Annotated in this window: 17 protein-coding genes; 11 read left to right on the top strand and 6 right to left on the bottom strand. The window is 58.4% G+C overall.

Annotated elements, in window-relative coordinates; translation table 11 throughout:
* Positions 1–8: 8 nt before the first annotated feature.
* The 3 genes from HMPREF2708_RS02765 to acnA all read right to left on the bottom strand — a co-directional run bounded on the left by HMPREF2708_RS02765 (position 9) and on the right by acnA (position 4,478).
* Complete coding sequence (locus HMPREF2708_RS02765) at positions 9–758, bottom strand: glutamine amidotransferase-related protein (protein WP_070832023.1); 750 nt, start codon at positions 756–758, stop codon at positions 9–11.
* 142 nt (positions 759–900) lie between these two features.
* Entirely contained in the window at positions 901–1,467 is a 567-nt protein-coding gene (locus HMPREF2708_RS02760; RefSeq protein WP_038625405.1) for a TetR/AcrR family transcriptional regulator, read from the bottom strand.
* A 224-nt stretch (positions 1,468–1,691) separates the two neighbouring features.
* On the bottom strand, positions 1,692–4,478 hold the full coding sequence (gene acnA / locus HMPREF2708_RS02755) for an aconitate hydratase AcnA (protein WP_083321856.1): 2,787 nt from the start codon (positions 4,476–4,478) through the stop codon (positions 1,692–1,694).
* A 366-nt stretch (positions 4,479–4,844) separates the two neighbouring features.
* On the opposite strand from acnA, the gene HMPREF2708_RS02750 reads away from it, so the two are divergent.
* The 6 genes from HMPREF2708_RS02750 (at position 4,845) to HMPREF2708_RS02725 (ending at position 11,789) form a co-directional block, all read left to right on the top strand.
* The gene (locus tag HMPREF2708_RS02750) at positions 4,845–5,354 is read left to right on the top strand and encodes an Rv1476 family membrane protein (protein WP_038625409.1); all 510 of its coding nucleotides are present in this window, start codon (positions 4,845–4,847) and stop codon (positions 5,352–5,354) included.
* 628 nt (positions 5,355–5,982) lie between these two features.
* Positions 5,983–7,602, top strand: coding sequence for a DIP1281 family NlpC/P60 protein (locus tag HMPREF2708_RS02745; RefSeq protein WP_070832017.1), 1,620 nt, complete (start codon positions 5,983–5,985; stop codon positions 7,600–7,602).
* Between the two features lie 54 nt (positions 7,603–7,656).
* A complete protein-coding gene (locus HMPREF2708_RS02740; protein WP_070832014.1) occupies positions 7,657–8,661 on the top strand; it encodes an AAA family ATPase in 1,005 nt (334 codons plus the stop codon).
* A complete protein-coding gene (locus tag HMPREF2708_RS02735) occupies positions 8,661–9,509 on the top strand; it encodes a DUF58 domain-containing protein (protein WP_070832011.1) in 849 nt (282 codons plus the stop codon). Before HMPREF2708_RS02740 ends, HMPREF2708_RS02735 begins: the two co-directional genes overlap by 1 nt.
* A gap of 112 nt (positions 9,510–9,621) precedes the next feature.
* Positions 9,622–10,614: a VWA domain-containing protein gene (locus tag HMPREF2708_RS02730; RefSeq protein WP_070832008.1), complete on the top strand. Its 993-nt coding sequence runs from the start codon at positions 9,622–9,624 to the stop codon at positions 10,612–10,614.
* A 116-nt stretch (positions 10,615–10,730) separates the two neighbouring features.
* Complete coding sequence (locus HMPREF2708_RS02725; RefSeq protein WP_070832005.1) at positions 10,731–11,789, top strand: ferrochelatase; 1,059 nt, start codon at positions 10,731–10,733, stop codon at positions 11,787–11,789.
* Between the two features lie 40 nt (positions 11,790–11,829).
* Here the strand turns inward: HMPREF2708_RS02725 and HMPREF2708_RS02720 are convergent, their stop codons facing one another.
* Positions 11,830–12,687, bottom strand: coding sequence for a hypothetical protein (locus HMPREF2708_RS02720; RefSeq protein ID WP_070832002.1), 858 nt, complete (start codon positions 12,685–12,687; stop codon positions 11,830–11,832).
* 65 nt (positions 12,688–12,752) lie between these two features.
* Between HMPREF2708_RS02720 and HMPREF2708_RS02715 the strand changes: the two genes are divergently transcribed.
* The 3 genes from HMPREF2708_RS02715 to HMPREF2708_RS02705 all read left to right on the top strand — a co-directional run bounded on the left by HMPREF2708_RS02715 (position 12,753) and on the right by HMPREF2708_RS02705 (position 15,588).
* Entirely contained in the window at positions 12,753–13,607 is an 855-nt protein-coding gene (locus HMPREF2708_RS02715) for a DUF3097 domain-containing protein (protein ID WP_070831998.1), read from the top strand.
* A 60-nt stretch (positions 13,608–13,667) separates the two neighbouring features.
* Positions 13,668–14,105, top strand: a complete 438-nt coding sequence (locus HMPREF2708_RS02710) for an NfeD family protein (RefSeq protein WP_042388696.1) — start codon at positions 13,668–13,670, stop codon at positions 14,103–14,105.
* 91 nt (positions 14,106–14,196) lie between these two features.
* Complete coding sequence (locus HMPREF2708_RS02705) at positions 14,197–15,588, top strand: SPFH domain-containing protein (RefSeq protein ID WP_070831995.1); 1,392 nt, start codon at positions 14,197–14,199, stop codon at positions 15,586–15,588.
* 4 nt (positions 15,589–15,592) lie between these two features.
* Here HMPREF2708_RS02705 and HMPREF2708_RS02700 read toward each other — a convergent pair whose 3' ends face one another.
* Both HMPREF2708_RS02700 and HMPREF2708_RS02695 read right to left on the bottom strand, forming a co-directional pair.
* On the bottom strand, positions 15,593–16,165 hold the full coding sequence (locus HMPREF2708_RS02700) for a DNA-binding protein (protein WP_070831991.1): 573 nt from the start codon (positions 16,163–16,165) through the stop codon (positions 15,593–15,595).
* Positions 16,166–16,293: 128 nt separating this feature from the next.
* On the bottom strand, positions 16,294–16,965 hold the full coding sequence (locus HMPREF2708_RS02695) for a TVP38/TMEM64 family protein (protein ID WP_052317814.1): 672 nt from the start codon (positions 16,963–16,965) through the stop codon (positions 16,294–16,296).
* Positions 16,966–17,351: 386 nt separating this feature from the next.
* On the opposite strand from HMPREF2708_RS02695, the gene HMPREF2708_RS02690 reads away from it, so the two are divergent.
* A complete protein-coding gene (locus tag HMPREF2708_RS02690) occupies positions 17,352–19,244 on the top strand; it encodes a methylmalonyl-CoA mutase family protein (protein WP_070831989.1) in 1,893 nt (630 codons plus the stop codon).
* Positions 19,245–19,252: 8 nt separating this feature from the next.
* Complete coding sequence (scpA, locus tag HMPREF2708_RS02685; RefSeq protein WP_070831985.1) at positions 19,253–21,472, top strand: methylmalonyl-CoA mutase; 2,220 nt, start codon at positions 19,253–19,255, stop codon at positions 21,470–21,472.
* Positions 21,473–21,525: the final 53 nt, after the last annotated feature.

Raw genomic sequence — 21,525 nt, 5'->3', positions numbered from 1 at the left:
GACGGAGATTACTGCACCATTAGCATGCTCGGATTGGCAGCATGCGTACATACGTGCATAAATCGGGGGATGATTGACGCAACGGCCTGGAGGTCCACATCAGATACCTTTAGTCGAATCGCGTCGACTTCCTCCGGGTCAAAGTAACCGACGTCGGTGTAGAAAGACATTCTGCGGAGCAGTCCGTTAGCATTCATCTCCGGATGAAATTGGGTAACCCAGTTATTCGACCCGATCGAGTACATCTGCACCGGACAGGTTGGACCCGTGGCAAGCAAAGTTGCGTGATTGGGAAGTTCCGCAACGGATTCCTTGTGGCCAGTCAACGCATAAAAAGCCGGAGGTAACACCGAAGCTATTGGATCCTGAGTAGCAGCTTCGGTGAGCTCTACCCGGGTAGAACCCGCTACTTCGCCGTGACACAGGTTAACCAAACCACCCGAAGTAAAGGCCGTGTAGCTAGCGCCGTAGCAGATAAGCAGTGCGGGGACAGGACTCCTAAGTACGTCGTAAAGCACATCGTGCGAATACTTCTGCAGACCCGAATGCTCTAGGTCGGTGACGTTAAATGGGCTGCCGCCGACGAATACTCCGTCATAGGAGGTCAGGTCGGGCAACTTAGCGCCGACAGCGTCGATGGTAAACAGATCCAACTGGCTGGGCTCAAGCCCGGTGGAATCCAGAAAGTCCTGGTACTCGGCTTGCCCCGCACCATCTGCGGGGCGGAGCGCCACCAACAAAAACCTACCCACACTCATAAATAGACAGCTTAGTCCATATTGAGTGAAATCTATGCATCTTCACCGGTCAAACGGGATAAATCCACGGTAGAAAGCCGAAACCCGCTCCCGTTTTAGGGGAGCGGGTGGTACGGAACACTATCAGGCCTAGCCTGAGTGGCTAGTCCTTGCGCCGTAAGCTGTCTTCAACTAAATCAAGCACGGAATCCAATTCGTCGACAGTGCGACCAGATGCCAGACGAACGATGATGCCATCGAGCATCAGCTCGAGAAAAAGCTGCATCGTGCGAACCGAATAATCCGACCGTAGAGAGCCAGATGAAGATGTCTGGGTCAATCGGTGGGCAACAGCGTCATCCAATTGATCCTGATGGCCCAACCATTGGCCCTTAAACTCCGGGTCGCTGCGAAGGCGACGGGCAATCTCGAGGCGAGTTCCCAGCCAGCCATGCTTGTCTGGGTTCGCCACGATATCCCGCATTACTTCCACTAATCCGGAAGACTCCGCGACTTCCGCCATATTTGCGGCATCTTCTTCGGCCAATGCTAAGAACAGACCTTCTTTGGATCCGAAGTGATGGAAAATAGCACCGCGAGACTTACCGGTAGTGGCCTCCAAACGAGAGACCGTTGCGCCGTCGTAGCCGAATTCTGCAAAGCACTGCCGCGCGCCGTCGAGAATTTCGTGCCGCCGTTGAGCTAAATCCTGGTTACTCACTTTTGGCATAAGGAAACTCTTTTCTTGCCGGCGACGCCCATGGGGGCATATTTCACTGCATGACGTGGCAACGCCATCCCTATACTTCCCAAGCCTCATCTTGGTTGGGGTAGAGAAACCCGAGGCCGGCAGGGCGCTAGTCCGTGGGGTATGAATCCGCGGGCTAGCGCTACCTACCGGCCTCTAGAAGCGCTGCTTACAACAAGCCCTAGCGCGCACGAGTCGAAGGGAAACTAGTTGCCCTTGATCATGTTGCGCAGGACGTACTGCAGAATACCGCCGTGGCGGTAGTACTCAGCCTCACCGGGGGTATCGATGCGGACCACAGCGTCGAAGTCGAAGGACTCGCCGTTTTCCTTGGTAACCGTGACCTTGACGGTCTTCGGAGTGGAGCCGTTGTTCAGCTCCTCCAGACCAGCGATGTCGAAGGTCTCAGTGCCATCGATGCCCAGGGACTTCCAGGACTCACCCTCAGGGAACTGCAGCGGAACAACGCCCATGCCGATGAGGTTCGAGCGGTGAATACGCTCGAAGGACTCAGCGATAACAGCCTTGACGCCGAGCAGGAGGGTGCCCTTGGCTGCCCAGTCACGGGAGGAACCGGTGCCGTATTCCTTACCACCAACGACGACCAGCGGAGTGCCAGCCGCCTTGTAGTTCATGGCAGCGTCGTAGATGAAGGCCTGCGGACCACCCTCCTGGGTGAAGTCGCGGGTGTAGCCACCGGTAACACCGTCAAGCAGCTGGTTCTGCAGGCGGATGTTAGCGAAGGTGCCGCGCACCATGACTTCGTGGTTACCACGACGGGAACCCAGGGAGTTGTAGTCCTTGCGCTCAACACCCATGGAGTCGAGGTACTGAGCAGCCGGGGTGCCCGGCTTAATGGAGGAAGCCGGGGAGATGTGGTCGGTGGTCACCGAGTCACCCAGGGCAGCAAGGATGCGAGCGCCCTTGATATCGGAAACTGGTGCCGGCTCCATCTCCATCTCGTCGAAGTACGGTGCCTTGCGGATGTAGGAGGACTTGTCGTCCCAAGCGAAGGTCTTGCCCTCCGGGGTCGGCAGGTTCTGCCAGCGCTCGTCACCAGCGAAGACATCCTTGTAGTCCTCGTCGTACAGCTCGGAGGAGATGGAAGCCTCGATGGTGGCCTCGATTTCTTCGGTGGACGGCCAAATGTCGCGCAGGAAGACATCGTTGCCCTCTGCGTCCTGACCCAGGGCATCGGTTTCGAAGTCGAAGTCCATGGTACCGGCGATAGCGTAAGCGATAACCAGAATCGGGGAGGCCAGGTAGTTCATCTTCACGTCAGGGGAGATGCGGCCTTCGAAGTTACGGTTACCGGACAGAACCGCGGTAGCAGCCAGGTCGGCCTCGTTGATGGCGGAGGAAATCTCAGCCGGCAGCGGACCGGAGTTACCGATACAGGTTGCACAACCGAAACCGGACAGGTAGAAGCCCAGAGCCTCGAGGTCCTTCCACAGGTCAGCGCGCTTGAAGTAGCCGTTAACAACCTGGGAGCCCGGAGCACAAATGGTCTTGACCCACGGCTTAGCCTGCAGACCCTTCTCGACAGCCTTGCGTGCCAACAGACCAGCGCCAACCATGACCGACGGGTTGGAGGTGTTGGTACAAGAGGTGATGGAGGCGATAGCGACCATACCGTGGTCGAGCGTGTACTCGCCGCCCTTCGGGGAAGTGACGGTGATCGGGGAGCTCGGGCGACCTTCAGCGCTGTTAGCGGCGGACTCGCCGTGTCCCTCGCGGGACTCGTTGTAGTCAGCGGCCAGCTCGGAGGTCGGTGCGGAAGCCTTGACAGCACCCTTGATCTCGCCGTCGGAGTAGTTGTGCAGGTCCTTGCGGAACTGCTCCTTGGCAGAAGCCAACTCGATACGGTCCTGCGGGCGCTTCGGGCCAGCGATAGACGGAACGACGGTGGACAGGTCCAGCTCGAGGTACTCGGAGTACTCAGCCTCCGGAGTGTTCTCGTCCAACCACATACCCTGAGCCTTGGCGTAAGCCTCGACGCGCTCCAGGGTCTCCTTGTCGCGGCCAGTCAGGGACAGGTACTTGACGGTCTCATCGTCGATCGGGAAGATTGCGGCGGTGGAACCGAACTCCGGCGACATGTTACCGATGGTCGCACGGTTGGCCAGCGGCAGCTTGGAGACGCCAGCGCCGTAGAACTCTACGAACTTGCCGACGACGCCGTGCTGGCGCAGCATGTCGGTGACGGTGAGCACAACGTCGGTTGCGGTAACGCCCGGCTGAATGTCGCCAGTCAGCTTAAAGCCAACGACGCGCGGAATGAGCATGGAAATCGGCTGGCCAAGCATTGCGGCCTCAGCCTCAATACCACCGACACCCCAGCCCAGGATGCCCAGGCCGTTCTGCATGGTCGTGTGGGAGTCAGTACCAACACAGGTGTCCGGGTATGCCAGGCCGTTGTTCTCGAAGACAACGCGAGCCAGGTACTCGATGTTGACCTGGTGGACAATACCGGTTCCCGGAGGAACAACGCGGAAGTTGGAGAATGCGCCAGTACCCCAGCGGAGGAACTTGTAGCGCTCATCATTACGCTGGTACTCAATCTCGACGTTCTTAGCCAGAGCGTCTTCGCTACCGAAGGCCTCGATGATGACCGAGTGGTCGATGACCATCTCGGCCGGGTTCAGCGGGTTAACCTGATCCGGGTCGCCGCCGAGAGTCTTAACAGCCTCACGCATGGTAGCCAGGTCAACAACACAGGCGACGCCAGTGAAGTCCTGCATAATAACGCGAGCAGGGGTGAACTGAATCTCGATCGACGGATCAGCGGAAGGAACCCAGTTGGCGACAGCCTTGATGTGCTCCTCAGTGATGTTGGCGCCATCTTCGTTGCGCAGCAGGTTCTCACCGAGAACCTTCAACGAGTAAGGCAGCTTCTCCATACCCGGCACGGCATCAAGAGCGAAGTAGTCATAGGACTTGTCTCCGACCTCAAGCTTGCGCAGGGCGTTGAAAGAGTTCTTGCTTTCAGCCACAGTCAGCTCCATTTCTATTCGGGTGAATTGTCGCCTTAACTGAAGAGACCGGCACTCGAATTTCGGCCCTCCACAAGGCATAGGTGCGATCACGCCGCCCCTTATCAACCAATTAAAGCAATAATCACGACGCGGGGCACACGAGCCCACGCACACGTTTTTAAGGAAGCGTTACCGTCCTTGCATCAACAATAACAGTACGAACGTTCTGTATGTAGATTGCCCGCGGCGCGCCGAGTCAAGCTACCCCCGTTCACGTCCAAGACAGGCCATTATAGATAGGACAAACGAAGCAGTATCTCCGCCAAATTGGGGCGCGTGGAAACCATTCTCACGCAAAACAGGAGCACGTACGGAAGGCAGTTAATGCATACGCCAGCAGATTCACAGGCAGCGAAAGAAACCGTCGAAAAGGCGGTCGCTCAGCTCCGCACCGACAACATCGTGACAAATAACCCACAGCTCCGAGAAGCGGTCCAGCCAATTGTCGACGATGCCGCAAATCGGGGGGTTCCCAATTTCAATATCATCTACCTAGATAGCGAGAAGATTTACCCCGTTTCCGAGCAAAAGAACACGGACATCTTTTCCTTTGCCCGCCAAGTGGCAGACCAAGTCGGCGGAACCACTGTTGTGCGCACGCCAGGCAATGTGGCCACCGCATCTGCCGATTTTCCCCGCGCAGCTATTGAACGCGCCGACCACGCAATGATGGAGACCCCTCGAGACTATCCGGCGGGCCTAGATGCCTACTTACACGAACTTACTAACTACGTCGTTCCATGGACTCTTTACAGCCTGATCGCAGGCGTAGTTATCGTCGCACTCTTCGTTGGACTGACGTTCTACTGGCTACGTACACGCCCAACCACCTAAGGGATCGCTTTACGACGGGCACTGAAGCTTGTCAGCCCCACCGAATAGATTCACCGCCCCGGTTTTCCATCCCCAGGCAAGAGATAGGGTAAGTGCCCCACAAACTGGTAGCAGCGAAGAAACAAGCTCCACCTAAATTGGATAACACTGTTGCAGTCATCGTAATGATGTCAGCGACATTTCACAGGTCAAGCATCAAGGCTTGACCTTTTTTCATACCCGGTACCCCAAATAACTACCTGCAATACTTCGACACACCGACAAGCCTTCGGATAGTGACATAATTCACACAGAAAACTAAGGTCCGCCATAACCGCAGGCCACGACGTATAACGAAACGGTTACAAAGTAGGGGACGGTTGGTAATTTTGTTACTTATGTTTTTTTAGAGCTTTTTGACCCGTAAAGTGCTCCGTGATGCCAATAGTGGACTCAAGGGTCCAGTATTGACCAAAGAAAACTCGCGGGAGCGCTGGTGTTGCTTTTGGTCGTTGTTTCGGTTCGACGTTTCGCACAGTTCCGCTCAAGACTAGAAGACAACAACAGGAAGATATCCAACGATGGGGAAGTCGCTGGTGTCGGACCTGAGGCGTGAACGCCCCCATAGGAGAAATGTAGGAGTAACGCGGTGCCGAGTAATCGCAAAGTCCGTGCATCATATTGGACTCGTCCAATTGCCGGTATTATCACGGCTGGTCTTTTGGCGACGAACACTCAGGTTGCAGTTGCACAGCCACTAAATCCGAGTGACGCCCAGATTCGCCAAGCGCGCGAGGCGGCCTCTAACGCCGAGTCGTACTTGCAGTCCCTGGTCGCCGAGGTGACTTCTAGCGAGCGCCGAGTATCCGACCTCGAGCTACGCATGGGCACTCTTCGCGAGGACGTCAACAAGGCCATGGTGGACCTTGAAAACGCCCGGGATGCCGCTAACCGTGCACGCAACGCGGTCAACGAGGCTCGCGCTCAGCTCGATCGTTCTCGCGCTGAGCTCGCTAGTGCACAAAAGCAGTTCGACGAACTGGCACGCACAATCATGCGCCAGGGACGTTCCAGCGGCTCGATTCTTGAGGGCGCGCGAGATACATCCGAGGCTATTAATCGCCTGTCCGCCTTGCGTCGCGAAGCCGACCGTCAAGAGCAAACCGTTGACTCTCTGGACAAGAATCGAACTGAGGCTGCCAACCAGGAGTCTGCACTCCGCAAGAAGAGTGACGAGGCTCAGCAGGCGGAAGCGACTGCAAACCAGCGAAACACCGATGCTCAGAACGCGTACTCCGAGGCAAACCAGGAGCTTCAAAAGGAGCAAGCAGATTACCAGCAGGCTCAAGTTGACCGCGATGCCGCAAAAGCATCTTTGGACGCAGCCCGTAATGCGGTCAACGAGCTGAATTCCCAGCGCCAGAATTATGAGAACGAGCAGGCCCGCAAGGAAGCGGAAGACGCCGCTGCCAAGAAGGCCGCTGAGGAAGCTGCAGCTAAGACTCGTGCCGAGGCCCAGGCGAACCAGGCCGAAGAGGATTCCTCTTCTGAGTCCACGGATGAAAGTTCTAGCTCCACTGGTTCCAACAGCTCCTCTGGTTCTACGAGCTCCACTGGTTCCAACAGTTCTACGAGCTCTACTGGTTCCAACAGCTCCTCTGGTTCTACGAGCTCCTCTGGCTCGACTGGCTCCACCAGTTCCTCTGAGACGACCGAATCTACCGACTCCTCTGAGTCCACCGAGACTTCGGAATCGTCTAGCACCGGCAGCTCGTCGTCAAGCGGCACCCCAGCACAGACTGTGGCGCCGACGAATCCGGAGACCGGTCAGAGCACCTCGGGTTCTTCCAGCCAGAAGGTTGAGACTGTCATCGCACGCGCGATGGGGCAGCTCGGTGTCCCATACGCATGGGGCGGCGGCAACGCCAACGGCCCGACCAAGGGCATCCGTGACGGCGGAGTAGCTGACTCCCACGGCGACTACAACAAGATTGGTTTCGACTGCTCGGGACTGACTCTGTACGCCTACGCCGCTGTTGGCATTGACCTACCTCACTACACCGGCTACCAGTACCAGCGCGGAAAGCACTACCCGGCATCTCAGATGAAGCGTGGTGACCTGCTGTTCTGGGGCCCGAATGGTCACGGCCACGTCGCTATCTACCTGGGCGATGGCAAGATGATTGAGGCACCACAGTCCGGTTCTGTGGTTAAGATCTCGCCAGTCCGTTATAACGGAATGACACCGAACGTTGTCCGCCTCGTCTAGTTTCTAACGACGTGTTCTACAGGTCGGGCGACCGAACTAAAGAAGGGTTTCTCTGTGACCTACCCAACGCCCACTGACCACACGGACCTCGAGCGCGCATACGCGGAGCTGGGGAAGGTTGTGGTTGGCCAGGAGCACCTAATCAAGCAGCTCTTTATCGCGATGCTCGCAGGAGGTCATGTCCTGCTCGAAGGTGTTCCGGGTGTTGCGAAAACTCTGGCAGTGTCTACTTTTGCCAAAGTGATGGGTGGTTCCTACTCCCGCATCCAGTTCACTCCGGATCTGGTGCCATCGGATATTGTCGGCACCCGGATTTTCCGCCAGGACACCTCGGAGTTCATTGTCGAGTCCGGCCCGGTCATGTCAAATATCGTGCTCGCTGATGAAATCAACCGCGCACCGGCGAAGGTGCAGTCGGCACTGCTGGAAGTCATGGCAGAGCACCAGGTGTCCATCGCAGGGGAGTCCACGCCAGTACCGGAGCCGTTTTTGGTCCTGGCCACGCAAAACCCAATTGAAAACCAGGGTGTCTACCCACTGCCGGAGGCTCAGCGGGACCGTTTTCTATTCAAGGTCCTCGTGGGTTACCCCACTCCGGCGGAAGAACGGGAGATTGTCTACCGTATGGGAGCCACCCCTCCAGTCGCGCAGCAGATTCTCACCCCAGAGAGTGTTCGGGAACTGCAGCGCGCTACCCGCGAAGTCTTTGTCCACCACACACTGATTGACTACATCGTGGCCGTCATCGAACTCACCCGTAACCCGATGCGGGCGGAATTGAAGGATGTCGACCGCTGGCTTTCCTATGGCGCATCGCCGCGTGCAACCCTTGGTGCTGTCGCGGCTGCCCGCGCCCACGCGCTGTTTTCCGGTCGCGACTATGTCGTGCCGGACGATGTGGTCTCCGTGCTTCCCGACGTGCTGCGTCACCGCCTGGTCCTGTCCTATGAGGGCCTGGCCGATGGCGTTACTCCCGAACGGATTATTGACATCGTGTTGTCTCACGTGCGCCTTCCCCAGGGCGCGGGCACTGGCTCCGATGAGGGCACTGCCTCCTAATGTCAGCTCGTGAAGACGATCTTGCACGCGTCCTGGCGTACTTAGAGCTAACTGTTACGCGTAAGCTCAACGGACTTTTGCGCGGCAGCTTTCTTTCCACCGCTACTGGAGATGGCTCTGAGCCGCTTGGCTCCCGCGAATATGTCATCGGCGATGATGTTCGCCAGATGAACTGGGCAGTGACAGCCCGTACTGGAGTGCCGCACGTTCGCACCTCCGAGGCCGAGCGCGAGCTGGAGTGCTGGATCGTCGCCGAACCCGCCGCACGTCTGTCCACGGGCTTGGCCGATACCACCAAACGACATCTGCTCACCGCCGCTGCCGGCGCTGTAACGATGCTTAACGACGCCCCGGGGTCCCGAACTGGATTAATCGCCGGTGGCACTCCAGTGCCCGCGGGCCAGGGCCGTGCCCACAGCTTGATGCTGCTCAAGCGCTTGGCTGACGCGACCGCTGAGCATAATCTCGCCGCGGATATTGACACAGTAATGACCCAGGCTCCGCGCGCTGGGTTGTTGGTTGTTATCTCGGACTTCCTTGGATCACTCGATTGGGCGCGACCGCTGCGCGTTGCCTCGGCCTCGACAGAGATTATGGCAATCCGCCTGGTCGATCCAGCCGATGAAGCCTTACCCGGCGATGGCCCGGTGGTCATGGCGGATTCAGCAACTGGTGAAACCATTGAACTCAACATCAACGACAAAACCCGCGCCGAGTACGCAGCTCAGGCTAGTGCCCACCACGAGCGTGTAATCAATGAACTACGCAAATGCCGTGCTCGCGTTATTACCTTGCGTACGGATTCCGATTGGGTACTGGATTTTGCCCGACAAATTGGCCAACATTAGCGTCTGAGTAACCGCCTATTAGTGCTATTTTTAGGCCACCGACTAACCGGCTATAGCCACTGGTTTATACGCGACTGTTTAGGCGACTGGATGTGAGGAAACTGATACCGCGATGACGTTCCTAAACTCAACTTTTGCGCACCCAGGTTGGCTGCTCGCGCTCGCTCTGCCTCTCGTGGCAGCCGTGGCCTATTGGATCAGCACTAAGCAACGAAAGCAACGTGCCATTGCCTTTGGCAACTTCACCATCGTTGGGTCACTGGGGAATAAGTCGTCGGCACGCCTACGCCATGTCGTGGCTATCAGTGCGCTGTTGTCTCTAGTTCTGGTCATCATTTCGTTGGCCGGCCCGATTTCGGAGACCAAAGTCGCCCGCAACCGAGCGACTGTCATGTTGGTGGTCGACGTTTCGCTGTCCATGTCGGCCACGGATGTTGCGCCCGACCGCATCACTGCTGCTAAAGAAGCTGGCCAAGAGTTCGTGGAGAACCTTCCCGACGACCTCAATATCGGCCTGGTGACGTTCTCTGGCCGCGCTCGCACTGCGGTCAGCCCGACTACCAACCATGACACCGTGAATCGAGCCCTTCATGCTGCTGAGTTAGATCAGGCGACTGCTACCGGTGATGCCATCGCTGCCGCGCTCGATGCCATCAATCAGTTCAGCGACTCAGTCCAGGGCGGGGGAGAAGGCGCCCCACCAGCGACAATTGTGCTGCTTTCCGACGGCAAACAGACCGTCCCGCAAGAGCTGGACGATCCCCGCGGCGCGTATACCGCCGCCGCCGAAGCCGCCAAGGCCGGGGTGCCTGTCAACACGATTTCGTTCGGTACCGCGCAAGGCGCAATCACGGTTCAAGGCGAGTTAATTCCAGTGCCTAACGACGACGATTCGCTGCGAGAAATCGCCCGTCGAACAAAAGGTGAGTTCTTCAGCGCCGGTTCCCTCGAACAGCTCCGCGATGCATATGGCTCACTGGAGGATGACATCGGTTACGAACTCAAGCGGGCCGAGAATCCGAGGCCCTATCTGATCGCAGCCTTCGCGATGCTGCTAGTGACCGTGGGCTCACTGCTTGTGACCAATCGTCGAATTCCGCAATAGGGCCGGGTCAGGGTGCCGTCGTAAAGCAATTGGATGGAACCCAGCAGGCAGAAGACCATGGGCATTGAACAGTCGTCTTATGGTGTCCTCAGACTGCGCTACTAAACTGGTTGCCTATGTCTTCTGATAATTTTGACGCTATTTTGCTGTTGTCTTTCGGCGGTCCCGAAAAGATGGCCGATGTGCGTCCCTTCCTGGAGAATGTCACCCGCGGCCGCGGAATTCCGCCGGAGAGGTTGGACGAGGTCGGTGCTCACTATGCACACTTCGGCGGTAAGTCCCCGCTCAACGATTTAAACCGCGAAATTGTCTCCAACCTTAAGGCTGAGCTCACTCGCCGTGGCTATGACTTGCCTGTTTATTTCGGCAATCGCAATTGGCATCCGATGGCTGAAGACACCGCGGCAAAGATGGCTGATGACGGCGTTAAGCGAGCGCTCGTATTCGCCACTAGCGCCTGGGGCGGATACTCCGGTTGCCGCCAGTATCACGAAGACATTGCTCGGATGCGCGAATCTCTGGGCGACCGTGCTTTTGACATGGAGAAAATTCGGAGCTTCTACGATCATCCGCTCTTTATAGAAGCCTATGCAGATGCCGTGCGTGAGGCGTTTGCCAAGCTACCGGATGACCGTCGTGACGAGGCCCGGCTTATTTTCACCGCTCACTCTATTCCGGTCTCTGCGGACAAGGCATCTGGGCCGGTAGAGCTCGGCGGAAATCTTTACTCTCGCCAGGTCAACGAAGCAGCGCGGCTCGTCGCCGATGCAGTCGGTATCACCGACTTTGACCTCGTCTGGCAGTCCCGCTCGGGCCCGGAGCACGTGCCGTGGTTGGAGCCTGACATCGTCGACCACGTTGAAGCGGAGGTCACTCAAGGCCTTCGATCCGCAGTAGTGTGCCCGATTGGCTTCATCTCGGACCATGTTGAGGTCGCCTGGGATTTGGATGCTGAGCTACAGGATGAAATGGCTCATCACGACATTGTCATCGAGCGTGTCGCAACACCTGGCCCGACGGCTACTTTCACTGACATGCTCGTGGAGCTCATCGAAGAGCGCATCGCAGATGCCGAACCCCGCCGCCTGGGAAGTGAACCGCTACTCGGCTCGGCCTGCAACGGCGCCCCCTGCGCCACATCCTGTTGTACCCCGGCAAAGCGCCGCCCACACTGATTCCTTCGGCCTCAATTGGACCGCAGGGCAAGGCAAACCTCTAGCGGGTCCACTCCTGAATCGCGTATTCCACCGCGCTCATCCGCGCCTGCCGGATCTTTCGCCACAGCGGGATGAGCTGCGCATCAAACGCGGCGCTGCCGTGCCCCGACTCGCTGCCCTGTGCCACCGCCAGAATCGACGACACCCGATCAGCTCTGGCGAGCACTCCCAGTGCACGGCGCGGCACATCATCCGGAACAAAAGCCATGTCCAGGTGATCATCAAGCATGCCGACCATCAGCCGGGGATCCGCCTTCGGGGTACCACTGCTTGACGACGTCAGCGGTGAACGCGGCATCGCCGCAATAGTGGCAGCCGCAACTCGCGCCGCATCCGCCAGCTGCAAATCTGCCTCGCCAGGGGAGAGATAGGCCGGCTCCGGGATGTGTCCTTCGAGCGTGTACCAGTGCCACTGCGGCAGACCGGGCACCGGCGATGTCACTGGTACGAGCACATGGTTCCAACCCGGCTCCGCATCCGCAATCACAATGGCTGAGCCTGCTGCGCGTGCGGCCTCAGCGGCGTCGGTTCCCGCAGGCAGTGCAGGTGCGTCACCGGGGCCGGAGAGAATAAGGCGGACGAGGGGACGATGGTCACTGTGCCAATCTCCCGCGTCAGTAACTGCTCGAAGAAGGCGGAGCATGTCGCTTCGATCGAGATCAGCGTCGCAATCGATGACATTCGGAACCATGGCGTCGGCAAGCACGAATGTCCCCGGAACTGACGTGGGCCCGCCGAGCGAGTCAAGAGCATCGAGGAGATGATCGTAGTTTTCCAAACCCGACAACCATGCGCCCAGCCAAAGGGCGATGTGCTGAGTTGGACTCCAGACCTGGTCGAGAACACTGCGCTGCATAGTGCAGCTCATCCTAGTGCAGTGTGTCGTTGGGCCCGTAACCGATGCTGTTAATCTCAGTACCCATGAGCTTTCAAGACCCGTATCGCAATCAGGACGTGTTTGCTGGCGCACGTGGCCACCGCCGTCGTATCCCGCAGCCGGCACGCGAGGTAACAGCAGAAAATGGTGTTGTCGTCGAGGCGTCCTATGACGGATTCGTCGGTGCGATTATCGGGTTGGAGAAAACTTTCGACGGCTGGTGCGTTCGGCTGGAGGACCGCCACGGAAAGTCGCGGCTGTTTCCCATGCACGAGCGCGGTTTTCTCATCGATGGCAAACCTGTGACTCTGGTACGGCCGAAGGCACAACCAAAGAAGCCCTCGCAGGATCTGTCGGCATCGGGCTCGCGCAGGGTCCACAACGTCAAGGCTAAGGTTGCTCTACCCAGCCGTATCTGGGTAGAGGGTATTCATGACGCGGCAATTGTCGAGAAAGTATGGGGCCACGATCTGCGTGTTGAGGGCGTAGTCGTCGAGTATCTGGAGGGCTTGGACAATCTCCCGGAACGCTTGGCCGAATTTGGTCCGGGTCCGAAGCGCCGCGTCGGAGTCCTGGCAGACCACTTGGTGGAAGGCAGTAAAGAAAGCCGCATGACTCAGCAGCTCGGCCCGCATGTGATGGTCACTGGCCACCCATTTATCGATGTCTGGCAGGCGGTCAAGCCCTCGTCGGTAGGCATTGAGGCATGGCCGGAAGTTCCTTACGGGGAGGACTGGAAGACAGGAATCTGCCGTCGCTTGGGTTGGGGAGACGACCCCAAGGAGGGCTGGCGACGCGTCTACGCAGGTGTACACACCTACCGTGATCTGGAGTCGGATTTGATTGGTGCAGTTGAGCGCCTGGTTGACTTCGTCACTGAGCCACATATGCAGTACTGACCCCGAAATAATGGCTCCACTCGCCCCACATTTGTTCTGCAAAGTAGGTAGGGTGAGGGCGTGATTCCTCTCCTTTGGCTCGGAGCAAGCCTCCTACTGGTTCTCGGTGAACTCGCGGTCGGAGATTTAGCACTGTTAATGCTCGGAGGTGGTGCGCTGGCAGCGTCCGGTGCGAGCCAGCTTGGAGCGCCGCTTTGGCTGTCAGTGGTTATCTTCGCCGTTGTGTCCGCCGCACTTGTGCTGACAGTTCGCCCTGTGTTGCGCAAGAAGATGGCAAAACCGGATAAGTCCGCCGAACTGGAGTCGCGTCCGGAACTGCTAGCGGGACGTCATGCTGAGGTCATCGAGCCAGTTTCCTCGTCAGCGGGTCTGATTAAGGTCAATGGCGAGTTGTGGAGCGCGCGCAGTCTTCTAACTGCGCAGACCTTCGATGCGAAGGAAAGAGTCACGATTGTAGAGATTTCGGGCAATACCGCAGTAGTGGACAAGCTGCTCTGAGCAGTCAACTCACTTAAAGGGCGCTCGGAGCACTCTTAGTTACTGACCATCAAATAACTGACCACACAGTTTCTAGCTACGAGGGAATTCCATGGAAGGCTTTATCATCCTCGTCGTTTTCATTCTCGTGGTTGTTACCTTGGTTCTCAAAGCGATTGTGCTGGTCCCTCAGGGTGAAGCGGCAATCGTAGAGCGACTGGGACGATACACGCAGACACTGAATAGCGGCCTGAACTTCATCATCCCGATTATTGACCGAGTGCGCGAAAAGGTTGATACCCGTGAGCGTATGGTTACCTTTCCGCCACAGGCAGTGATCACCGAAGACAACCTGACTGTGGCTATCGATACCGTCGTGACCTTCCAGGTCAACGAACCGGATCGGGCGATTTACGGTATCGACGACTACATCTTCGGCGTCGAACAGATCACTACCGCAACGCTTCGCGACGTCGTGGGTGGTCTGACCCTGGAAGAGACACTGACTTCCCGTGACTACATCAACCGCCGTCTGCGCGGCGAGCTGGACGAGGCCACGGCCAAGTGGGGTCTTCGTATCGCTCGTGTGGAGCTGAAGGCTATTGAGCCGCCACCGTCGATTCAGCAGTCGATGGAAAAGCAGATGAAGGCCGATCGCGAGAAGCGCGCCATGATTCTGACTGCGGAAGGTACCCGCGAAGCCGATATTAAAACTGCTGAGGGCCGTAAGCAGGCACAGATTCTGGCCGCCGAGGGTAACAAGCACGCAGCAATTCTGGCTGCTGAAGCTGAGCGTCAGGCAACCATTCTGCGCGCTGAGGGTACTCGCGCCGCTACCTACCTTGAGGCACAGGGTAATGCTCGCGCTATCCAGAAAGTCAACGCCGCTGTCAAGGCTTCACAGTTGACACCTGAGATTCTTGCCTGGCAGTACCTGGAGAAGCTACCTGAGCTGGCAAATAAGGACGGCAATACTGTTTGGATGATTCCGTCGCAGTTCGGTGACAGCCTCGAGAGCTTCGCTAGGGCTTTCGGCAAGAAGGATGCCGACGGTGTCTTCCGCTATGAGCCTCCGGCCGTGAGCCGAGAGACCAAGGAAGAAGCTGAGCAGGGCCGCGATGAGAACTGGTTCGACATGTCGACCAACCCGGAGTTGGCTCGTGCGGTTGCCGCGGCGAACGAGGTCGCTAACCGCCCGGTTGATGATCCGGTAACTGCAGCAGCTGGTAATACCCCTGAGAGGAAGAAGAACCGCCGCGCTGAGTCGACTCAGCCCGCTCAGCCTGAACAGTTGGGTGGCCAGAACCGCCCGGCAGCGGTTGAACCTGCGACACCGGCTTCACCGGCCGCGCCCGCTGCGCCGTCAGTTCCCTCCGGCAAACGTGACCTGCCCTCGGCTCCTGGTACCGGTAATACCAATGCAGGCGGCGGTGCACACTCCACCGATCGTCCAGATTTTTCAGGATGGTCACGTGACCCTTACGCCCCAGAAAATGGGCAGTAAGTTTTTATAACTCGTCAGCTCGCTGAAGCAGGTGGACGGCCAGGTTCCACCCGGCCAGCTCCGCCTGCCAGCCAGCTGCTGCGAGGCGCTGATTGACGGCCTGCTTAGAAACTCCCAATTCTTCCGCGGCCTCTACCTGTGAATAACCAGCGCGAACCAAACCAGTTGCCTCGCGCCCTTCGGGGGACCTGCGAGAGATAACGTGGTGCAGCAATGTGAATGCTGCACCAATATCCTCCGAGTAGTCCTTACCGCGCGGATTGTTAGTCCGAATGCGGGTTTTTACCGTGCCGGCTCTGCCTCCCTTACCGATGACTGAGCTCGATGCCAGATGCGCTTGCTCAATGTCGTCCTGAGGACAAACACCGATACCTATTGCCCAGTCACCTGCGGCCAATAGCGCCAGCACAAGCGTGGTGACTCCCACAGCATTTTCAGGAGCTGCGCGAAGCTCTTCGATACCTGCAACCTCAACAGTTCCTACGCCTTCCAGGCCGGAAAGTGCCTGCGCAGAAGCCCGAACGTGATCTGCCCTGCGAGTAGATCGACCGCGATACCTGGCAAAGACTGAGTACATACGTTCTAGTCTAGCCCCACCCCTTGACAGTTGGGCTAAGACACGTTCATTCCCTCAGCAAACTCACGGGCAACCAACACCAGCTCGCCGAAAAACTCACGTCTAGTTCTAGAGCGCCAAGCGGTGTTTTAACGTTTCGAAGAACCGGTTACGACAGGGAACTTGGCGTCCGCAAGAAGTCCCAGCAAGCCAAGCACGAGCAGAATTCCCGTGGCCACCGCAAAGCGCACGTCGAAGCCGACCAACAGCGCGTCGCCAAGCAAAACGACGGCGAGTGTGTTCGGCGCCGAACCTAGGGCAGTGGCGATGATATACGGCACGATGCGTATCGACGACAGCCCACAGGCGTAGTTAAGAAACGAAAACGGCACACCAGCAATCATGCGCAAGCTGAGCACTGTGAGCCAGCCGCGTTGTTCCAACCGGTGGTCGAGACTGAGGAGACGGCGGTTGGTCAGGTGCGTGCGAAACCAGTCGCGTCCCAAAAACCGCACAATACAGAGGGAGAGAAGGGCAGACACCGTGGTCGCAGTAATTGCGAGCAGGAAACCGAGCACTGGTCCGAAGAGGATTCCGGAAGCCAAAGTGAATACGGTGCGGGGGATTGGAAACTGAGTCAGTGCAACGTATGCGAGAAAGTAGAGGAGAGGGAACCAGTCACCGGCATCGATGGACCACTGCCGGATGGTAGCGACGGTGGGAACATCGACGTACAGCGTGACGACGACCCCCACACCTACGGCTAGCACCAGCAGAACCTTTTTGAGTGTAGGGGTAATTCGCACATCGGATACGTTCACCCATTTGAGGTTACCGGGGATTGCGGAGAAGCGTGTGACCTGCGAGTTGGAGGCTCTGCAAGGAGGGCGAGTCAGCGGCTAAAGGCGTTTGCCCTTTATTTCACTAGGATGGGAGTCAAGGCCACTATGCCTTGGCTCGAGCACTTGACGTGCCCGTCAGCACAAAACCGAACGTAAGGGTATTGCACAAGTAGCTGAAAAGTTCAGTGCACGGACACTCGGGTGAGTCTTAGCGTCTGCCTAGTGGCTCTTATTGACTATTGGAGGAAGCCAACGCCTTTAGATCCCTTTCCGTCGCGGAGAATTCGGAAATTGTCGCAGCCGAATATCCTCGGCCATGGATTGATGGGGACGTTGCTTAGAACATGTAAGGGAGAAGGTCTGTCGTGACTGACCGAACGACCCCCGAATCACCTTCCACGCTGCCACCAAACTTCGAGGAATTGCAGAATTCCTGGTATCAGGGCGTGGCCAAGGTATTCGCGCGGGTGCACAAGCAAGATGTTGCAGATGTACCGCTCGATATTTGGAAACGACTGATTCAGACCACCTACGACGGTGTCGATGTCCGTCCGCTCTACACCCGCGCGGATGAGCATGCGGAAAGCCCAGCTCCGGGTCAGTTCCCATTCGTCCGTGGCGCAAAGGTCACTTCGGACAACACCAACGGTTGGGGCGTTCGAGAGACCTTCGGTCGCCAGTACCCGGGTGAGGATGCACTTGACCCAAAGGCCGTCAACGAGACTCTGCTGACTGCCCTGGAAAACGGCACCACGGACATCCGCCTGGACTTCACCGGCTCCCTCGATGCCGCTGACGTGCCAGCTCTGCTTAACAACGTCTACCTCGACCTTGCTCCGATTGCCGTACATGCTGGTAAGAAGACTGCACAGGTTGCGGAAGCACTGACGTCCTACATCGAGCAGGCAAACCCGACTAATCCGGACAACGTCGCAGTCGAGCTTTCTGCAGCTCCGCTGACCTCTGCTTTTGCCGGCATTGACGATGTTTCTCTCGACGAAGCCATTCAGCTGGCCGCCAAGGCAGCTAAGCAGCCGGGCGACGTCCGCGCCCTGCTTGTCGACGGCGTTGTTTTCTCCAACTTGGGTGCAAACAACATCCAGGAGATCGGCTACAGTCTCGCCGTTGGTGTCGCGTACCTGCGTGCGCTGACCGATGCGGGCTTGAACGCTGAAGAAGCGCTCGGCCAGATTACCTTCCGCTTCGCCGCTACCGACGACCAGTTCGACACCATTGCGAAGTTCCGCGCCGCTCGCGTTCTGTGGGCTCGCGTCGCTGAGGTCATCGGCGCCCCTGAAGCTGGCCGTGCCCCGATGCACGCCGTGACCGCTCCGGTTATGTTCAGCCAGCGTGACCCGTGGGTCAACATGCTGCGCGTGACTGTCGCTTCCTTCGCTGCAGGTGTCGGCGGTGCCTCCTCGGTTGAGGTTCTGCCGTTTGACTACGCAGTTGTCGGCGGTATGCCGAACGTCTCCAAGACTTTCAAGGCTCGCATTGCCCGCAACACCAACCTGTTGCTGCTGGAAGAATCCCACCTTGGTTACGTCGCCGACCCGGCAGGTGGCTCCTACTTCGTGGAGGACCTGACCGAGGAAATGGCCGACAAGGCGTGGGAGATCTTCACCGGCACTGAGGCCGCCGGCGGTTTCACCTCCGCAGAGGCCGATATTCGCGCCGCCCTGGACGCTACCTGGGAAAAGCGCCGCGCCGATATCGCACATCGCCGCACCAAGGTCACCGCTATCAACGAGTTCCCGAACCTGGCTGAAGCCCCACTGGCTCCCGAGGCTCGCCCGGAGGGCGATCCGATTCGCCGTTGGGCACGCGACTTCGAGGCGCTGCGCAACCGCTCCGATGACTTCCTGGCTGAAAAGGGCAACCGTCCGCTGATTGCCATGCTGCCGCTGGGTCCGCTGGCCAAGCACAACATCCGCACTGGTTTTACCTCCAACCTGCTGGCTTCCGGCGGTATCGCCGTCGCTAACCCCGGCCAGGTTGTGCCGGGCGAGGCCGGTTTCGAAGAGGCAGTGAAGGCCTCTCCGATTGTCGTGCTGTGCGCAGCCGACAGCGAGTACGAAGCCTCGGGCCAGGACGCTGTCAAGGCCGCCCGCGCCGCAGGCGCTAAGGAGGTCCTGGTGGCCGGCTCCGAGAAGAGCTTAGCTAATGCCGCTGAGGACGCTCGCCCCGACGGATACCTGAACATGACCATCGATGCTGTCGCGGAGCTGTCCCGACTGCTGAACGAACTGGGAGCGTGAAGGAAGTAATGACCACCATCCCAAATTTCGCTGACATCTCCCGCAACACCGACGACGCAGCAGCTGCCACCAACAAGGCAGCTGCCGCGGAAGCTGGTGAAGTGTGGACCATTCCAGAAGGCATCGATGTCAGGCGCGTCTACGATCGCGCTGACCGCGACGCCGCGGCTGCCGAGGGCCACCCGGTAGATTCTTTCCCGGGTATTGCCCCATTCATGCGCGGGCCGTACCCGACCATGTACACCAACCAGCCGTGGACTATTCGCCAGTACGCTGGTTTCTCCACCGCAGCTGAATCCAACGCCTTCTACCGCCGTAATCTCGCGGCTGGCCAGAAGGGTCTTTCGGTCGCTTTCGACCTGGCTACCCACCGCGGCTACGACTCAGACAACCCGCGTGTGTCCGGCGACGTCGGTATGGCCGGCGTGGCAATTGACTCGATTTACGACATGCGTGAGCTCTTCCAGGGCATCGACCTGGGCGGCGTCTCCGTGTCTATGACCATGAACGGCGCTGTGCTACCGATTCTGGCCTTCTACATTGTCACTGCTGAAGAGCAGGGCGTTTCGACTGAGCAACTGCGCGGTACGATCCAGAACGACATTCTCAAGGAGTTCATGGTTCGTAACACGTACATCTACCCGCCGAAGCCCTCGATGCGAATTATCTCCTCGATCTTCGAGTACACCTCGGCAAAGATGCCGAAGTTCAACTCCATTTCGATTTCCGGCTACCACATTCAGGAAGCCGGTGCGACGGCCGACCTGGAGCTCGCTTACACACTTGCCGACGGCATCGAGTACCTGCGGGCCGGTATTGACGCTGGCCTGGAAGTTGATAAGTTCGCTCCGCGTCTGTCCTTCTTCTGGGGCATCTCGATGAACACCTTCACCGAGATTGCCAAGCTGCGTGCAGGCCGTATCCTCTGGTCTGAGCTGGTTGGCAAGTTTGGTCCGAAGAACCCGAAGTCGCAGTCCCTGCGTACCCACTCGCAGACGTCCGGTTGGTCGCTTACCGCCCAGGATGTCTACAACAATGTCGCTCGTACTGCTGTTGAGGCTATGGCCGCAACGCAGGGCCACACCCAGTCGCTGCACACCAACGCCCTGGACGAGGCCTTGGCACTGCCGACTGACTTCTCGGCCCGTATTGCTCGTAACACTCAGCTGCTGCTCCAGCAGGAGTCCAACACCACGCGTCCGGTTGATCCGTGGGCTGGTTCCTACTACATCGAGTGGTTGACCAACGAGCTGGTCAAGCGTGCACGCCAGCACATCGACGAGGTCGAAGAGGCTGGCGGTATGGCACAGGCCACCATCGAAGGCATTCCGAAGCTGCGCATTGAAGAGGCCGCAGCTCGTACGCAGGCTCGTATTGACTCGGGGCGCCAGGCTCTCATTGGCGTGAATAAGTACCAGGTCGAAGAGGACGAAGCCATCGAGGTTCTCAAGGTTGAGAATTCCCGCGTGCGCCAGGAGCAGATTGACAAGCTGGCTCGCCTGCGCGCCGAGCGCGACGAGGAAGAGGTTCAGAAGGCACTGGCCGCTCTGACCGACGCTTGCCGTAACCCGGGTGAACCGGGGGACCTTGACAAGAACCTTTTGAAGCTCGCTGTCGACTGTGCTCGCGCCATGGCCTCCATCGGTGAAATCTCCGACGCAATGGAAGAGGTCTTTGGCCGCCACCAGGCCGAGATTCGTACCCTCTCCGGCGTCTACAAGGACGAAGTTGGCAAGGAGGGTGCCGTGTCTAACGTCTCCAAGGCCATCGCCATGGCCGATAAGTTCGAAGAGCAGGAAGGTCGCCGTCCGCGTATCTTCCTGGCCAAGATGGGCCAGGATGGTCACGACCGCGGCCAGAAGGTCATCGCGTCCGCCTACGCGGACCTCGGCATGGACGTTGACGTGGGACCGCTGTTCCAAACTCCGGAGGAGGCCGCCAAATCGGCAGTCGACTCGGATGTCCATGTCGTCGGTGTTTCTTCGCTAGCCGCCGGACACCTGACGCTCGTGCCTGCTCTTCGCGATGAGCTGGCAAAGCTGGGCCGAGAGGACATCATGATTGTCGTCGGTGGTGTTATCCCACCGGGCGACTTCCAGGAACTCTACGATGCCGGCGCCGCGGCTATTTACCCGCCGGGCACCGTCATCGCTGATTCGGCAATCGACATGATGACCAAGCTCTCTGCCGAGCTGGGCCTCGACCTTGCGGTTGACGAAGAGTCCTAATTAACTACCGCATACGCGCTGGGCTGAGTGTTCAGCTCAGCGCGTTGTCGGAA

The organism is Corynebacterium sp. HMSC073H12 (assembly GCF_001837775.1).
Taxonomy (GTDB): domain Bacteria; phylum Actinomycetota; class Actinomycetes; order Mycobacteriales; family Mycobacteriaceae; genus Corynebacterium; species Corynebacterium amycolatum.
This window is presented reverse-complemented; position numbering and strand designations above follow the sequence as displayed.

Bases quoted from the DNA above. Each gene is read 5' to 3' on its own strand.
- HMPREF2708_RS02765 (WP_070832023.1), bottom strand. From the start codon at position 758: ATGAGTGTGGGTAGGTTTTTGTTGGTGGCGCTCCGCCCCGCAGATGGT.
- HMPREF2708_RS02760 (WP_038625405.1), bottom strand. From the start codon at position 1,467: ATGCCAAAAGTGAGTAACCAGGATTTAGCTCAACGGCGGCACGAAATT.
- HMPREF2708_RS02750 (WP_038625409.1), top strand. From the start codon at position 4,845: ATGCATACGCCAGCAGATTCACAGGCAGCGAAAGAAACCGTCGAAAAG.
- HMPREF2708_RS02735 (WP_070832011.1), top strand. From the start codon at position 8,661: ATGTCAGCTCGTGAAGACGATCTTGCACGCGTCCTGGCGTACTTAGAG.
- HMPREF2708_RS02730 (WP_070832008.1), top strand. From the start codon at position 9,622: ATGACGTTCCTAAACTCAACTTTTGCGCACCCAGGTTGGCTGCTCGCG.
- HMPREF2708_RS02725 (WP_070832005.1), top strand. From the start codon at position 10,731: ATGTCTTCTGATAATTTTGACGCTATTTTGCTGTTGTCTTTCGGCGGT.
- HMPREF2708_RS02720 (WP_070832002.1), bottom strand. From the start codon at position 12,687: ATGCAGCGCAGTGTTCTCGACCAGGTCTGGAGTCCAACTCAGCACATC.
- HMPREF2708_RS02715 (WP_070831998.1), top strand. From the start codon at position 12,753: ATGAGCTTTCAAGACCCGTATCGCAATCAGGACGTGTTTGCTGGCGCA.
- HMPREF2708_RS02705 (WP_070831995.1), top strand. From the start codon at position 14,197: ATGGAAGGCTTTATCATCCTCGTCGTTTTCATTCTCGTGGTTGTTACC.
- HMPREF2708_RS02700 (WP_070831991.1), bottom strand. From the start codon at position 16,165: ATGTACTCAGTCTTTGCCAGGTATCGCGGTCGATCTACTCGCAGGGCA.
- scpA (WP_070831985.1), top strand. From the start codon at position 19,253: ATGACCACCATCCCAAATTTCGCTGACATCTCCCGCAACACCGACGAC.